Source organism: Rhizobacter sp. P1_G5 (genome assembly GCF_056405435.1).
Genome location: NZ_JBFUCB010000091.1, coordinates 1 through 14,383 on the forward strand (window position 1 = coordinate 1; position 14,383 = coordinate 14,383).

The 14,383-nt window shown below is 70.8% G+C and carries 18 protein-coding genes; 6 read left to right on the top strand and 12 right to left on the bottom strand.

The genetic code is table 11. The features are described from left to right. The 3 genes from AC1D12_RS09310 to AC1D12_RS09320 form a co-directional block, all read right to left on the bottom strand. The coding region (locus AC1D12_RS09310) for a phosphoribosyltransferase family protein (protein ID WP_477840066.1) at positions 1-296 on the bottom strand (296 nt) is incomplete at its 3' end. A gap of 37 nt (positions 297-333) precedes the next feature. Next, entirely contained in the window at positions 334-732 is a 399-nt protein-coding gene (gene ruvX / locus AC1D12_RS09315; protein WP_477826142.1) for a Holliday junction resolvase RuvX, read from the bottom strand. Continuing rightward, positions 725-1,312, bottom strand: a complete 588-nt coding sequence (locus AC1D12_RS09320; RefSeq protein WP_477840068.1) for a YqgE/AlgH family protein — start codon at positions 1,310-1,312, stop codon at positions 725-727. The genes ruvX and AC1D12_RS09320 overlap by 8 nt, the downstream gene beginning before the upstream one ends. 33 nt (positions 1,313-1,345) lie before the next feature. On the opposite strand from AC1D12_RS09320, the gene AC1D12_RS09325 reads away from it, so the two are divergent. Further along, positions 1,346-2,815, top strand: coding sequence for a cryptochrome/photolyase family protein (locus AC1D12_RS09325; protein ID WP_477840071.1), 1,470 nt, complete (start codon positions 1,346-1,348; stop codon positions 2,813-2,815). Here the strand turns inward: AC1D12_RS09325 and AC1D12_RS09330 are convergent. Together AC1D12_RS09330 and AC1D12_RS09335 are read right to left on the bottom strand one after the other, a co-directional pair. Next, positions 2,794-3,165: a hypothetical protein gene (locus AC1D12_RS09330; RefSeq protein ID WP_465114136.1), complete on the bottom strand. Its 372-nt coding sequence runs from the start codon at positions 3,163-3,165 to the stop codon at positions 2,794-2,796. The two genes, AC1D12_RS09325 and AC1D12_RS09330, sit on opposite strands and share 22 nt — an antisense overlap. 137 nt (positions 3,166-3,302) lie before the next feature. Then, on the bottom strand, positions 3,303-3,653 hold the full coding sequence (locus AC1D12_RS09335; RefSeq protein ID WP_465114137.1) for a cupin domain-containing protein: 351 nt from the start codon (positions 3,651-3,653) through the stop codon (positions 3,303-3,305). A 75-nt stretch (positions 3,654-3,728) separates the two neighbouring features. Between AC1D12_RS09335 and AC1D12_RS09340 the strand changes: the two genes are divergently transcribed. Further along, positions 3,729-4,664, top strand: coding sequence for a helix-turn-helix domain-containing protein (locus AC1D12_RS09340; protein WP_477840073.1), 936 nt, complete (start codon positions 3,729-3,731; stop codon positions 4,662-4,664). Here AC1D12_RS09340 and AC1D12_RS09345 read toward each other — a convergent pair. From AC1D12_RS09345 to AC1D12_RS09355, 3 genes are all read right to left on the bottom strand, one after another. Continuing rightward, positions 4,583-5,011, bottom strand: a complete 429-nt coding sequence (locus AC1D12_RS09345) for a nuclear transport factor 2 family protein (RefSeq protein ID WP_477826145.1) — start codon at positions 5,009-5,011, stop codon at positions 4,583-4,585. The genes AC1D12_RS09340 and AC1D12_RS09345 overlap by 82 nt on opposite strands. A gap of 71 nt (positions 5,012-5,082) precedes the next feature. Then, positions 5,083-5,547 carry a MerR family transcriptional regulator gene (locus AC1D12_RS09350; protein ID WP_477826146.1) on the bottom strand — a complete coding sequence of 155 codons (465 nt, stop codon included), beginning with the start codon at positions 5,545-5,547 and terminating at the stop codon, positions 5,083-5,085. A gap of 3 nt (positions 5,548-5,550) precedes the next feature. Continuing rightward, positions 5,551-6,717, bottom strand: coding sequence for a GGDEF domain-containing protein (locus tag AC1D12_RS09355; RefSeq protein ID WP_477840075.1), 1,167 nt, complete (start codon positions 6,715-6,717; stop codon positions 5,551-5,553). Between the two features lie 115 nt (positions 6,718-6,832). Here AC1D12_RS09355 and AC1D12_RS09360 point away from each other — a divergent pair, with 115 nt between their 5' ends. Beyond that, positions 6,833-8,758: a M61 family metallopeptidase gene (locus tag AC1D12_RS09360; RefSeq protein WP_465114142.1), complete on the top strand. Its 1,926-nt coding sequence runs from the start codon at positions 6,833-6,835 to the stop codon at positions 8,756-8,758. Positions 8,759-8,777: 19 nt separating this feature from the next. Here AC1D12_RS09360 and AC1D12_RS09365 read toward each other — a convergent pair whose 3' ends face one another. Continuing rightward, positions 8,778-9,365, bottom strand: a complete 588-nt coding sequence (locus tag AC1D12_RS09365; protein WP_477840077.1) for a TetR/AcrR family transcriptional regulator — start codon at positions 9,363-9,365, stop codon at positions 8,778-8,780. A 130-nt stretch (positions 9,366-9,495) separates the two neighbouring features. Between AC1D12_RS09365 and AC1D12_RS09370 the strand changes: the two genes are divergently transcribed. Then, entirely contained in the window at positions 9,496-10,206 is a 711-nt protein-coding gene (locus AC1D12_RS09370; protein WP_477840078.1) for an SDR family oxidoreductase, read from the top strand. Between the two features lie 16 nt (positions 10,207-10,222). Here the strand turns inward: AC1D12_RS09370 and AC1D12_RS09375 are convergent, their stop codons facing one another. After that, positions 10,223-10,984: a tetratricopeptide repeat protein gene (locus tag AC1D12_RS09375; protein ID WP_477840080.1), complete on the bottom strand. Its 762-nt coding sequence runs from the start codon at positions 10,982-10,984 to the stop codon at positions 10,223-10,225. A gap of 107 nt (positions 10,985-11,091) precedes the next feature. On the opposite strand from AC1D12_RS09375, the gene AC1D12_RS09380 reads away from it, so the two are divergent. After that, on the top strand, positions 11,092-12,558 hold the full coding sequence (locus AC1D12_RS09380) for an AMP nucleosidase (protein WP_477840083.1): 1,467 nt from the start codon (positions 11,092-11,094) through the stop codon (positions 12,556-12,558). Between the two features lie 15 nt (positions 12,559-12,573). Here AC1D12_RS09380 and AC1D12_RS09385 read toward each other — a convergent pair whose 3' ends face one another. Then, entirely contained in the window at positions 12,574-13,524 is a 951-nt protein-coding gene (locus tag AC1D12_RS09385) for a LysR family transcriptional regulator (RefSeq protein ID WP_465114146.1), read from the bottom strand. Positions 13,525-13,624: 100 nt separating this feature from the next. Here AC1D12_RS09385 and AC1D12_RS09390 point away from each other — a divergent pair, with 100 nt between their 5' ends. Beyond that, on the top strand, positions 13,625-14,284 hold the full coding sequence (locus tag AC1D12_RS09390; RefSeq protein ID WP_477828366.1) for an NADPH-dependent F420 reductase: 660 nt from the start codon (positions 13,625-13,627) through the stop codon (positions 14,282-14,284). Here AC1D12_RS09390 and AC1D12_RS09395 read toward each other — a convergent pair. Next, the coding region (locus AC1D12_RS09395; protein WP_477840086.1) for an aldehyde dehydrogenase family protein at positions 14,285-14,383 on the bottom strand (99 nt) is incomplete at its 5' end.

A 14,383-nucleotide genomic window follows, 5' to 3' on the forward strand; every position in this document is an offset into this window, starting at 1 on the left:
GTGCGGCCGGTGTAGAGCACGTCGTCGATCAGCAGGATCGGGCGGCCGTCGACCTCGAACGGCAGCCGCGTCGGGTCGGCGCTGGACATGCCGCGCGACGCGAAATCGTCGCGGTGCAGCGCGCTGGAGATCACCCCGATCTCGCCCGGCAGCTTCAGCTGCGCATGCAGCCGCTCGGCCAGCCAGGCGCCGCCCGACCAGATGCCCACCAGCACGGTGTCGGGTTGCAGCAGGTTGCGCACGACCGCTTGCAGGTCGGTGTACAACGCCTCGGCGTCGAGAAGCAGTGTGCCCATCAGGTGGTCCTGTCGGTGGAGGTCAAGGCGGCGTTTGTCAAGGCAGGGCTCGCAGGTATTGCTCCAGGATGATGGCCGCCGACGCCGCATCGACGTCGCCGGCCCCCATCGCGTGGGCCTCGGTGGTGGTGTAGCGCTCGTCGACCTCGTGCACCGGCAGCCGGAAGCGGCCGTGCAGCTGGCGGGCGAAGCGCTGCGCGCGGACGGTGTTCTCGTGCGGCGCGCCGTCGGGGTGCACCGGCACGCCGACCACCAGCGCACTCGGCTGCCATTCGGTGATCAGCTTGCCGAGCGCCGCGAAGCGCGCATCGCCGACCGCCGCCACGGTGCGCAGCGGCGTCGCGGTGCGGGTCACGGTGTTGCCGGTGGCCACGCCGACGCGCAGCGTGCCGAAATCGAAAGCCAGGAACGAGCGGGGAGCAGCGGCCTCATGCATGCCCCGCCTCTTGCGAGAGCATGCGCGGGTCGATCCCCAGCAGCGACAGCGCCTTGTCGTAGCGCTGCTCGACCGGCGTGTCGAAGATGACGCCGGGCTCGGCGACGACGTTGATCCAGCCGTTGCGGCCGATCTCTTCCTCGAGCTGGCCGGCGCTCCAGCCGCTGTAGCCGAGCGTGACGAGGATCTTCTTCGGGCCGGCGCCGTGCGACAGCGCCTCCAGCACGTCCTTGCTGGTGGTCATCTCGAGCCCGCCGGGAATCTGCAGCGACGAGTTGTAGTGCCCGCCCTCGCCCGCTTCGCCGCCCAGCCGCTCGTGCAGCACGAAGCCGCGCTCGGTCTGCACCGGGCYGCCGAAGTAGACCGGCACATCGGCCAGGTCGGGGCGGTCGAGCGTCAGTTCGACCTTTTCGAACAGGTTCTTCAGCTTGATGTCGATCGGCTTGTTGATCACCAGGCCGAGCGCGCCCTTCTCGGTGTGCTCGCACAGGTAGATCACCGCGCCGGCGAAGGTGTCGTCGGCCATGCCCGGCATGGCGATCAGGAACTGGTTCGTCAGGTTGATGGTCGCGGCAGGCATCGGGGCATTTTATGACTGCGGCACACTCGCCCGATGGAAAAGGTTACAGAGCCCTCGCTGGACGCCGCGCTGGTGTGGTTCCGGCGTGATTTGCGGGCCGAGGACCATGCCGCGCTGTTCCATGCGCTGAAGGCCGCCCGCAAGGTGTACTGCGGGTTCATCCTCGACCAGGCGATCCTCGATGCGCTGCCGCGCGCCGACCGGCGGGTCGAGTTCATCCGCGACTGCCTGGTCGCGCTCGACACCCGGCTGCAAGCGCTCGCACCCGGCGCCCGGCTGCTGGTGCGGCACGGCCTGGCCACGCAGGAGCTGCCGCGGCTGGCCCACGAACTGCACGTGCAGGCGGTGTACGCCAACCACGACGACGAACCGGCCTCGCTGGCCCGTGACGCCCGGGTGCGCGGCGCGCTGGCCGACCTGGGCATCGCGCTGCACACCGGCAAGGACCATGTGGTGTTCGAGCGCAGCGAGCTGCTGACCGGCAGCGGCAAGGCCTACAGCGTGTTCACGCCGTACAAGAACGCGTGGCTGCGCAAGCTGGAGCCGTTCTACGTCAGCGCGTACCCGGTGGAACGCTACGCGCACCGGCTGGCACCGCCGGCGGAAGATGTCGCCGCTGACATCCCGTCGCTCGCCGAGATCGGCTTCGAGCCGACCAACCTGCACGAACTGCACCAGGGGACGGGCGAGGCCGGCGCACGGGCGCTGCTCGACGACTTCCTGCCGCGCATCGAGCGCTATGGCGAGGCGCGCGACTTCCCGGCGGTGAGGGGGCCGAGCTACCTGTCGATGCACCTGCGCTTCGGCACCGTCTCGATCCGCACGCTGGCGCGCGAGGCGGCGCAGCGCATGCACCACGGCTCGGCGGGCGCGGCGGTGTGGCTGTCGGAGCTGGTGTGGCGCGATTTCTACCACCAGGTGCTGCACCACCACCCACGGGTGGTCGACGCGAGCTTCAAGCCCGAGTACGACGCCATCAAGTGGGAGCACGGCAAGCACGCGCAGGCGCTGTTCGAGGCGTGGTGCGAGGRCCGCACCGGCTACCCGCTGGTCGATGCCGCGATGGCGCAGATCAACCAGACCGGCTACATGCACAACCGGCTGCGCATGGTGACGGCCAGCTTCCTGACCAAGGACCTCGGCATCGACTGGCGCTGGGGCGAGCGCTGGTTCGCCGAGAAGCTCAACGACTACGACCTGGCGGCCAACAACGGCGGCTGGCAGTGGGCGGCCTCGACGGGGTGCGATGCGCAGCCGTATTTCCGCATCTTCAACCCGGTGAGCCAGAGCGAGAAGTTCGACGCCGCGGGCAAGTTCATCCGGCGCTACCTGCCGGCGCTGGCGGGGCTGTCGGACCAGGCGATCCATGCGCCGTGGCTGGCGCGGCCGATCGAGCTGGCCGAAGCCGGCGTGCGGCTCGGCGACAGCTACCCGCTGCCGGTCGTGATGCACGACGAGGCGCGAGTGCGGACGCTCGAGCGCTATGCGGTGGTGAAAGGCTGATCTTCCGGGTCCTCGTCGTCGCTGTCCCCGTCATCGGGCGTGTCGCGTCCCCGCGAATCGCCTTGGCCGCCATGCCGGCGGCGCCCACCGCGCGACGGGCGGGTCGCACGCGCGACACCGCCCTTCGTCCGGGAGGTGGAAGGCGCCGCGCCCAAGGAGCCTCCATCGTCCCCCGGCGGGTCCCCGCCGGTCACGTCCGCCAGCGCGTCGATCCCCTGCCCGTCCGAGCCGTCGAAGCCCGCCGTCCCCAGCGTGACGCGGGCGCCGCCGCGGCACATCGACACTTTCCGCAGCAGGTAGGCCTGGCGGTCGGGTGCGGCGATCAGCGGCTCGATCAGGCCCAGCTGCACCGCGGCATTTCCAACAGGAGCAACTCCCACGGAGTGACTTTCACGGAGGATTGAAGACGGACAGTGGGTGACCGCGCCGGCCCGGCGGTTCCGTCAGCGGCCACGCGGGCGGCGCTTTGTCTGCCCACCCCGTGGCATCACAGCACGCGCCGCGGCGCGGCCGTCGCCGCATCGCCGCTGTTCGGCGTGCCGGTCGGCTCGATCAGCAGCATGTGCACTTCTTCCTCGGCCCACGGCCGGTGCTGCACGCCGCGCGGCACGACGAACATCTGGCCAGGGCCGAGCGTGACCGTGCCGTCCGGCAGATCGATGTGCAGCCGGCCCTTCAGCACGAGGAAGAAGTCGTCGGTGTCGGGGTGGGCATGCCAGCGGTACTCGCCGTTCACCTTCACCACCATCACGTCGTGGCCGTTGTACTCGGCCACGGTGCGTGGGGCCCAGTGGTCGCTGAAGAGTTCGAGCTTGCCGTGCAGGTCGATCGCGTTCATGGAAATCCTGGCATCGAGAGTGGAACTGCACGCAGTCTGCCGCCGCGTGCGGCAACGGTCTTGTACGCTTGTCACATGTCGACCCTGCCTTCCGGCGACGCCAACGCCTCGAGTCCTTCGGATTGGGCCCGCTTCCAGCCGGGTGCCACGCCCGACATCACGCTGATGCGGGCGCATTTCACCGAGCATGTGTTCGAGCGGCACAGCCACGCGCAGTACGCGATCGGCGTCACGCACAGCGGGGTGCAGACCTTCCACTGCCGCGGCGCCGCCCACGCCAGCCTGCCCGGCGACCTGCTGCTGTTCAACCCCGACGAGGCCCACGACGGCCAGCGCGGCACCGACGAAGGATTCGGCTACGCGATCCTCTACGTCGACCCGGCCGCGCTGCCGCGCCACCTGCAACGCGAGGCCGGCACGCYCGCCAGCGCCTTCTTCCGGCAGCCGGTGGTGCACGACCCGCCGGCCGCCGCCGCGCTGCAGCGCGCGATGGCGGCCATCGGCCAGCCGCAGGAGTCGCTGCGCGGCGAGGCCCTCACCACCGATGTGCTGGTGCGGTTGCTGCAGCGGCACGGCGAGACACCGGCGACGGGCACCAGCCCGCTGGCCGCCGGTTCACGGCGCATGCTGCGCGTGCGCGACCACATCCGCGCCCATGCGTCGCGCGACCTGTCGGTGGCCGAGCTGGCGCGCGAGGCCGGGCTGTCGCGGGTGCACCTGAGCCGTGCGTTCGCCCAGCACTTCGGCGTGCCGCCTCACGTCTACCTGAACGCGGTGCGGCTGGAACACGCGAAGCGCCTGCTGCTGGCCGGCGTCGCGCCCGCGCTCGCGGCACTGGACGCCGGCTTTGCGGACCAGAGCCACTTCAGCCGCCGCTTCAAGGGCGCGACCGGCCTGACGCCCGGCGGCTGGCTGCGCCAGATGCGCGGTCAGGCTGCGGCCGGCGGCGGCGGCGCGAGCACCGCATCCACCAGCGCGGTGTCGAGGTACTCCACCACCTCCTTCAGCTGACCGGCTGCGAGCCGGAAGACGAAGCAGTAGCTGTTGTCATACGGCTTGCCGGCCCGGGTGTCGACGCGGCCGCGGCACAGCACCACCACGTGCTCGCCTTCCGCGATGAAGCGCTCGGCGGTGTTGGTGTAGGTGCCTTCGAACTGCGCGAACAGGGGGGCGAGCAGTCGCTCGCGCACCGCCGGCTTGCCGCGCCAGGTGCCGGACCAGGCCGAGCTGCCGGTGATCGTCCAGCAGAAGTCGTCGGCCATCGCGTCGACCAGCGGCCGGCCGTTGCCGACGGCCAGCTGCCCGAAGATGCGCTGCAGCAGCAGCTTGTTGTCGGAAGAAGAGGACAAGGAGGACATGGCGTTGACGGGGGAGTGGGTCATGCCGCCAGTGGGCGATCTAGAGCAGGCTCTAGATCAAGCGATACCCGTCAGCGCTTGAGGGTCTTGGTCTTCGGCTTGAGAGGGCGAGGGCGCGGCAGCGGCCGGCCCTGCGGGTCCGTCGGCGGGCGCGCGCCCTGCGCCACCCAGTCGGCATAGAAGGCCAGCTTGCGGTCGAGCTCCTTCAGCGCCGTCTTCCATTCGGCGATCCGCGCCTCGACCTGCGCACGGTGCGCCGCGAGCTGCTGCTGGCGCTGCGGCAGCGTGCGCCGGCCCTGCATCACGAGCGCGGTGTAGGCCCGCATCTGCGCGATCGACATGCCGGTGCTGCGCAGCCGCTCCATCAGTTCCAGCCAGCCGACATGGCGCTCGCCGTACAGGCGCCGGCCCGCCGCGTTGCGCAGCACGCCGGGCAGCAGCCCCTGTGCCTCGTACCAGCGGATCGCATGCACGCTGCGGCCGGTGCGCTCGGCCAGTTCGCCGATGCGCATCTGCGGCGCCGGGTCGGTGGCCATGGCTCAGGTCCTGCACGCCACCAGGTGCGATTGCACGCCGTCGCGGCCCGCCGCCTTCACGCGGTACAGCGCCTCGTCGGCCTGCGAGGCGGCGGGCTCCCAGCCGTCGAAGCGGTCGAAGCTGGCCGACACGCCGATGCTCGCCGTGCAGCCGATCCGCTCGCTGCCGGTGGCCGCCGGCACCTGCAGGCGGCCGATGCTGCGGTGCAGCCGGTCGGCCAGCGCGAGCACGATCGCGCGGTCCGCGCCGACGCAGCCGACCAGGAACTCCTCGCCGCCGATGCGCGCGACGAAATCGCCGGCGCGCAGCTGCGACTGCAGCTCGCGCGCCACGCCTTGCAACACCGCATCGCCGGTGGCGTGGCCCAGCGTGTCGTTGATGCGCTTGAAGTGGTCGATGTCGATCAGCAGCAGCGTCAACGGCGCGGCCTGGCGCTGGTCGAAATGCTGCTTCAGCGCCTGCGCGAGGCCGTTGCGGTTGAACACGCCGGTCAGCGCGTCGCGGGTCGCCAGGTCGGCGAGCTGGCCGTTCAGGCGCAGCAGCATCATCCACACCAGCGTCAGCGCGGTGACCACCGCCGTGACCGATGCGTAGAGGTAGTAGCCCTGGGCCATCGGGCCGTGGAAGGCGACCGGCATGCCGTCGCGCGCGATGTGCGCACCGCGCAGCAGCGTCAGCGCCGACAGGCCGCCGACGATCCCGACCAGCAGCGCCAGCGGCGCGTGCAGCGGGGCGCTCTGGCGGGTGCGCTCGGCGGCGAGGATCCAGGCGATCTGCGCATACAGCAGGCCGATCATCGCGTTCAGCGCGACGTGCCGCGCCTGCGCGCCGCCGAAGGCCGCCGCGGCGACCTCGGTGCCGATCAGCAGCAGCGCCAGCACGCCGACGCGCCGCGGCGGCACCGGCGCGCGGCCGACGAACTCGCGCACGCCGTCGCCGAACACCAGCACCGCGAGYAGCATCACGCCGTCGGACACCAGGCCGAGCGCATCGACCCCCTGCAGCCCGGCCAGCAGGCGCGCCAGGTAGGCCGCACCGAACAGGCCGCTCGCCAGCGCCCAGCGGCCCAGCCCCGGCGCCCCCGGCATGCGGCGCCACACGAGTGCCATCAGCCCGCCGCTGGCGATCAGGTGGATGGCGAGCATCAGGATGACGGTGGCGGGGTCCATGGTGGCGGGTACTGCGAGGGTGGATTGTCGCCACGGATTCGACGTGAGATCAGTTTGTCACAGCGAACCGGCCGTCTTTTCGCTTATCGTTTTCGGTCCAACTCACAGGACCCCGATGAACCCGACCCTTCGCACCGCGGTGGCCGCCATCAGCCTGGCCGCCCTCGCCCCGCTCGCCGCCGCGCAAACCCTGCCGGCACTGAGCGACGCGCCCTACCCGGGCGTGATCAGCCTCTCGGTGGATGCCACCGACCTCGATCGCAAGATCTTCCGCGTGCGCGAGACGATCCCCGTCTCGCCCGGCCCGCTCGCGCTGTACTACCCGCGCTGGCTGCCCGGCACGCATTCGCCCAGCGCCGCACTCGCGCAGCTGAGCGGCCTGCAGGTCAGCGCCGGCGGCAAGCCCGTCGCCTGGGTGCGCGACGCCGTCGACAGCGCGGCCTTCCACATCGAGGTGCCGGCCGGTGCGGCGGCACTCGACATCGAGTTCCAGTTCCTGACGCCGCTCGAGCCCGGCAGCGAACGCCAGGTCGTCACGCCCGACATGCTCGGCGTGCAGTGGAACGCCGTCGTGCTGTACCCGGCCGGCTACGCCGCCGCGAAGATCAGCGTGCAGCCCAGCCTGACGCTGCCGGCCGGCTGGCTGGCCGGCACCGCGCTGGAGCTGGCCTCGCCGGCCGTTGCCACCACCGGTGGCGCGAGCTTCTCGTTCAAGGCCACCGACCTCGACACGCTGGTCGACTCGCCGGTGTTCGCCGGCCGCCACCTGCAGCGCCTGGACCTCGACCCCGGCGCCAGCGCGGCCGGCCGCGCGCCGGTGTTCCTGAACGTGGTCGCCGACCGCGCCTCGCAGAACGTGATCAGCCCGGAGCAGCTCGCGGCGCACCGCGCGCTCGTCACGCAGGCCGACAAGGTGTTCGCGTCGCGGCACTTCACGCACTACGAGTTCCTGCTGGCGCTCAGCGAGCAGTTCGGCCACATCGGGCTGGAGCACCACCAGTCCAGCGAGAACGGCGTCAAGGCGGCCTACTTCACCGAATGGGCCAAGGGCTCGACCGGGCGCGACCTGCTGCCGCACGAGTACACCCACTCGTGGAACGGCAAGTTCCGTCGCCCGGCCGACCTGTGGACGCCGCACTTCAACACGCCGATGCGCGACAGCCTGCTGTGGGTCTACGAAGGCCAGACGCAGTACTGGGGCGCCGTGCTGGCCGCGCGCTCCGGCCTGGTCAGCGCCGCCGACGCACGCGCCGACCTGGCCGAGACCGCAGCCTGGCTCGACGCCCGCGCCGGCCGCGCCTGGCGCAGCCTGCAGGACACCACCAACGAGCCGCTGCTGTGGGCGACGCGCGGGCGCCGCGACTGGAGCTCGTGGCAGCGCAGCGCCGACTACTACGACGAGTCGCGGCTGATCTGGCTCGAAGCCGACATGCTGATCCGCGAGCGCTCGAACGGCAAGCGCTCGCTGGACGACTTCGCCCGCGCCTTCTTCGGTGCCGAGCCGAAGCGCGTGCAGCCGCTGACCTACACCTTCGACGACGTGGTGCGCGAGCTGAACCGCGTGCAGGCGTACGACTGGGCCGGCTTCCTGCGCCAGCGGCTGGACACGCACGACCGGCCGGCACCGATGGCCGGCATCGCCGCGTCGGGCTGGAAGCTCGGCTGGAGCGACAAGCCGAGCGAGCACTACAGCGCGAAGATGGGGGCCTGGAAGGTCACCGACTTCAGCTACTCGCTCGGCTTCGACCTCGGCGAAGCCGCGAAGGTGCGCAACGTGAACTGGGGCAGCCCGGCCTTCGACGCCGGCATGGCGCCCGGTGCGACGCTGCTGGCCGTCAACGGCCGGGCCTACACCGAAGACCTGCTGAAGGAGGCGGTGACCGCCGCGAAGAGCGGCGGGCCGATCGAGCTGCTGCTGAAGTCCGGCGATCTCTACCGCAGCGTGCGCATCGAGTGGCGCGGCGGGCTGCGCTACCCGACGCTGCAACGCATCGACGGCACGCCGGACCGGCTCGCGGCACTGTTCGCGCCGCTGCGTTGAAGGTCTGAACTGATCCTGGTCAGGCCGCGGCGGGCTCGTCCCCGAGTTCCGCCGCGACCGCCTGCAGGATCTCGGTCGACAAGGCCTCGTCGTCGACCKCGCGCGCCAGCACCTGCGCGCCGATCATCGCGGCATACGCGACGATCGCGCGCTCGCGGCGCCGCGCCTTGCGCCCGCCGACCAGTCCGCCGATGAAGTCCAGCGCGTCGCGCACCCCCGCGGTGAACGCGGCCCGCAGCGCCGGCCCCTGGCGCGCCGCCTCGGCACCGAGCGCCGACACCGGGCAGCCGTCGCCGGGATCGTCGCGGTGTTCGGCCGACAGGTAGGCGCGTGCCAGCGCCGCCATGCCGCTGTCGCCGCGCGCCGCCGCCTCGCCGACGACCCGCTGCCAGCGCTGCCCGCCCGCCGCGAACACCCGCGCGCAGGTCTCGGCCATCAGGTCTTCCTTCGAGCCGAACTGCCCGTAGAAACCGCCGTGCGTCATGCCGGCGCTCTTCATCAGGTCGGCCACGCCGATGCCGTCGAAACCGCGCTCGCGGAACAGCTTCGCGGCCACCTGCAGCACCCGTTCGCGGTTCTGCTCGGCTTGTTCACGACTGACTTTCATGGGGAGAAGACCTTTCCGGCGAGGTGACGCTCAAGATGCCGCTTGACATGATAAATGATGTACGTCATATAATTTCAATCATGACGACCGTCATATAAAACATCTCTGCATCCCCCCGAAAGGATCCGCCATGAACATCCGCAATGCCGTCTTCCTCGTGACCGGCGCCAACCGTGGCCTCGGCAAGTCGCTGGTCCAGCAATTGCTCGCCGCCGGCGCGAAGAAGGTCTATGCCGCCGCCCGCGACCCGGCCAGCATCACGCTGCCGGGTGTCGAGGCGGTGAAGCTCGACGTGACGAACGCCGATGACGTCGCGCGCGCCGCCGCGCAACTGAAGGACGTGAGCGTCGTGATCAACAACGCCGGCATCACGCGCGGCTCGCCGCTGCTGGCCGCCGGCAGTGCCGCGGCGGCACGCGCCGAGATGGAGACCAATTTCTTCGGCCCGCTGGCGCTCAGCCAGGCCTTCGCACCGGTGCTGAAGGCCAACGGCGGCGGCGCGATCGTCAACGTGCTGTCGGTGCYGAGCTGGGTCAACATCCCGAGCGCGGCGACCTACAGCACGAGCAAGTCGGCTGCCTGGTCGCTGACCAACGGCCTGCGCGGCGAACTGCGCGCGCAGGGCACGCAGGTGGTGGGCGTGCACGTCGGCTACATGGACACCGACATGACGAAGGGCCTGGACGCGGCGAAGGCGAACCCCGACCAGGTGGCGCAGCAGGTGGTCGACGCACTCGCGAGCGGTGCCGAGGAAGTGCTGGCCGACGACCTCAGCCGCAACGTGCGGCAGGGGCTGGCCGCGCCGCGCGGGGTCTACCTGGGCGAGCCGGCGGCGGCCTGAAACCGCTGGCGCCGGATCAGGCCGGCGGCGTCCTGGTCTGCTCGTGCGCGACGCGCAACCGGCGCATCAGCTCGCCGTTGAGCTCGCGGGTGTGGCGGTTCCAGCGCTCGGTGGCGCGCTGGATCTCCACCTGCAGGCGCCCGGCGAGTTCGGTCTCGCGCTGCACCAGCGCCCAGATCGCGAACTCGGCCCGCGCCTCGAAGCTGCCGAAGCGCGCGACCGTCGCTTCGAAGGCGTCGCGCGCCTCACCGTGACGGCCGGCGGCGGCCAGCGAACGCGCGAGCAGCAGCGAGATCTCTTCCTCGCGGAAGTTCGGGTCCTGCTGGCGGATCACGTTCAGGTGGCTGATCGCCTCCTGCGGCCGCTCGCGGGCGAAATTGGCGCGGGCCGCACCGCGGCGGATCTCGAGGTCGGTCGAGAACGGGCCCTTCAGGCAGGCCTCCCAGGTCTGCGCCGATTCGCCGAACTCGCCGGCGTCGTACAGCGCCGCGGCAAGCCGCATCTGGTTCTGCGCGGTCGGCGTGTACTCGAACGCGGCGCGGGCGTCGCGCAGTTCGCGCGTCGGGTCGAGCGATTTCACCGCCGCGACGATCGCCTTGCGCGCACCGCGCTCCAGCCGCGAATCCGGCAGGTAGATCGCCAGGAAGTAGACGATGCTGCCGAGCAGCGGGAACGAGAACAGCACGAACAGCCAGTAGGTCTGCTGCCGGCTGCGCACCGCGTGCACGGCAAAGAACAGCGCGATGACGATGTGAAGCCCGAGGCCTGCAATGGGCATGAACGTTCCTCCTCCGATGTTTTGATGGCGCAAATTGTAGGAAACCCCGGCCGGCACGGGTGATGGYGGCGCGAGAGAATGGTCACGAACGGCTCCAGGAACATTCCATGTCTCTCGACTCCCAGCGCTTCACCGACCCGGTCGCCGCGCTCGCGCAGGTGCAGGCCATCTACGAGCAGAGCCTCACGCACCTGCGTGGTGCCCTGCACAGCTTCGTCGCCGGCACCGCCCCCACCGAGCACGTGCGGGCCTGCTACCCCTTCGTGCGGGTGCACACCGACACCGTCGCGCGCGCCGATTCGCGGCTGAGCTATGGCTTCGTCGCCGGCCCCGGCACCTACGAGACCACGCTGACGCGGCCCGACCTGTTCCAGGGCTATTACCTGGAGCAGTTCCGGCTGCTGCTGAAGAACCACAACGTCGCGCTCGAGGTCGGCGTCAGCGGCCAGCCGATCCCGGTGCACTTCTCGCTGGCCGAGCACGACCACCTGGAAGGCAGCCTGAGCCTGGAGCGCCGGCTGCTGATGCGCGACATGTTCGACCTGCCCGACCTGGCCGCGATGGACGACGCGATCGCCAACGGCACCTACGAGACGCGGCCCGGCCAATCGCACCCGCTGTCGCTGTTCACCGCGCCGCGCGTCGACTACTCGCTGCACCGGCTGCGCCACTACACCGGCACCGCGCCCGACCACTTCCAGAACTTCGTGCTGTTCACGAACTACCAGTTCTACATCGACGAGTTCGTGCGCCTGGGCCATGAGGCGATGGCCGATCCGGCGAGCGAGTACCTCGCCTTCGTCGAGCCGGGCAACGTGATCACGCGCCGCACCGGCACGGCACACCGGCCCGGCGACGAGCTGGGCGCGATCCCGCCGCGGCTGCCGCAGATGCCGGCCTACCACCTGGTGCGCGGCGACGGCGCCGGCATCACGATGGTCAACATCGGCGTCGGCCCGGCCAACGCGAAGACGATCACCGACCACATCGCGGTGCTGCGCCCGCATGCGTGGATCATGCTCGGCCACTGCGCCGGGCTGCGCAACACGCAGGCACTGGGCGACTACGTGCTGGCCCACGGCTACGTGCGCGAGGACCACGTGCTCGACGAGGACCTGCCGCTGTGGGTGCCGATCCCGCCGCTGGCCGAGATCCAGGTCGCGCTGCAGCAGGCGGTGGCCGACATCACGCAGCTCACCGGCTACGAGCTCAAGCGCATCCTGCGCACCGGCACSGTSGCCTCCACCGACAACCGCAACTGGGAGCTGCTGCCGCAGCGCACGCCGSAGCGCCGCTTCAGCCAGAGCCGCGCSGTGGCGCTSGACATGGARAGCGCRACGATYGCSGCCAACGGCTTYCGCTTYCGCGTGCCCTACGGCACSCTGCTGTGCGTCAGCGACAAGCCGCTGCACGGCGAGATCAAGCTGCCGGGGATGGCCAACCACTTCTACCGCGAGCGCGTCGACCAGCACCTGCGCATCGGCATGCGGGCGGTGGAGCTGCTGCGGGCGCAGACGGTCGACCAGCTGCACAGCCGCAAGCTGCGCAGCTTTGCGGAGGTCGCCTTCCAGTGACCGGATGAGCGCGGCTCAGGCCGCGTAGCGCCGCACGTCCTGGCGCGTGACGTGCAGCGCCTCGTTCGACGACAGCTGCGTCACCAGGTGATCGACCGTCGCCCGCACGCGCGGCGCGATCAACGCACGGTGCGGGTAGTGCAGCGCCAGTTCGCGCTCGCCCGCGACGTGCTCGTCGACCAGCAGCGCCTTCAGGTCCCCTGATTTCAGCAGCGGCCAGGCCTGCGGCAGCCCGACCTGCACGATGCCCAGGCCCATGCGCGCCACCTCCACCGCGGCGCCGGTCGAGATCGTCATCACGCAGCGCTCGGGCCACAGGTCGACGGTCGAGCCGTCGGGCTCTCGGAAGGTCCAGGGCGAGACCTGGCCACTGAGGAAACGCACCATCGCGACATCGTGCTCCGGCAGGTCGGCACGGCCGCGCGGCACGCCGCGGCCGGCCAGGTAGGCGGGCGTCGCGACCAGCACCATCTCGAGCCGGCCGACCGGCCGCGACACCAGGCTCGAATCGCTCGCATGGCCGCCGCGCAGCGCGAGGTCGTAGCCCTGCGCGATCAGGTCGACCTGCCGGTCGTCGAAATCCAGCTCCACCATCAACCCCGGATGGCGCGCCCGCAGGCCCGGCATCAGCGGCAGCACGAAGTGCTGGCCGTAGTTGCTCGGGCACGAGATGCGCACCCGGCCGCTCGGCTCGGCGCGCTGTGCCGCGACCGCGTCGACCGCCGCATCGAGCGCATCGATCGCGATGCGCGCCCGCTCGAGGAAGGCCTCGCCCTCCGTCGTGAGCCGCTGCACCCGCGTCGTGCGGTTGAGCAGACGCACGCCGAGCGAGGCCTCCAGCGCGGCCACGTTCTTGCTGACCGCCGCCCCCGAGATGCCGAGCGCCTTGGCGGCCGCCGCGAAGCTGCCGCGGTCGGCGGTCTGCACGAACGACAGGATGGCCGGCACCCGCTGCGCTGCATCCATTCCCAACCTCGGGTTATGAGTTCATGAACCTTCAGCCATCTTACGTTGAGGATGACCGGTTCGCACAATGCCTTCCATCGACATCTACCTGGAGCCCCACATGCCTTCTTCCACTTTCGCCATCCTTGGGAATGGCACCGTCGGCACGACGCTCGCGAAGGGCTTCGCCGCCCGCGGCGACCGTGTCGTCTTCGGCAGCCGCGACAGCGCCGGCGCCAAGGCCCGCGCCGCGCTGGACGCCGTCCCCGGCAGCACCGCAGCCAGCCTGGTCGATGCCGCCCGGCAGGCCGACAGCGCCGTCATCGCGCTGCCGTGGGCGGCCGTGAAGGGTGCGTTGACGCCGGCCCTCGCCGACGCGCTCGCCGGCAAGACCGTGATCGACGCCGTCAACCCGGTCGACTTCAGCTCGGGCCAGCCGGCGCTCGCCCTCGGCTTCACCGACTCGGCCGGCGAGACGGTGCAGCGGCTGCTGCCGCAGTCGAAGGTCGTGAAGGCCTTCAACATCATCACGGCGTCGCACATGGTGCAGCCGAAGCTGCCGGACGGCGAGCCGGACATGTTCATCGCCGGCAACGACGCCGGCGCCAAGGCCGAGGTCGCGGCGATCCTGCGCAGCTTCGGCTGGCGCAGCGCGATCGACCTCGGCGGCATCGAACAGGCCCGCTTGCTGGAGTCGCTCGCGATGATCTGGATCCGCTACGGCTTCGGCAACAACCACTGGAGCCACGGCTTCAGCCTGCTGAACCGCAAGCCGGACTGATCAGGCCCCCGCGAGCACGCTCTTCGGTTCGAGAAACGCCTCGAGCCCGAACGCGCCAAACTCGCGGCCCAGGCCCGACTGCTTGAAGCCGCCGAACGG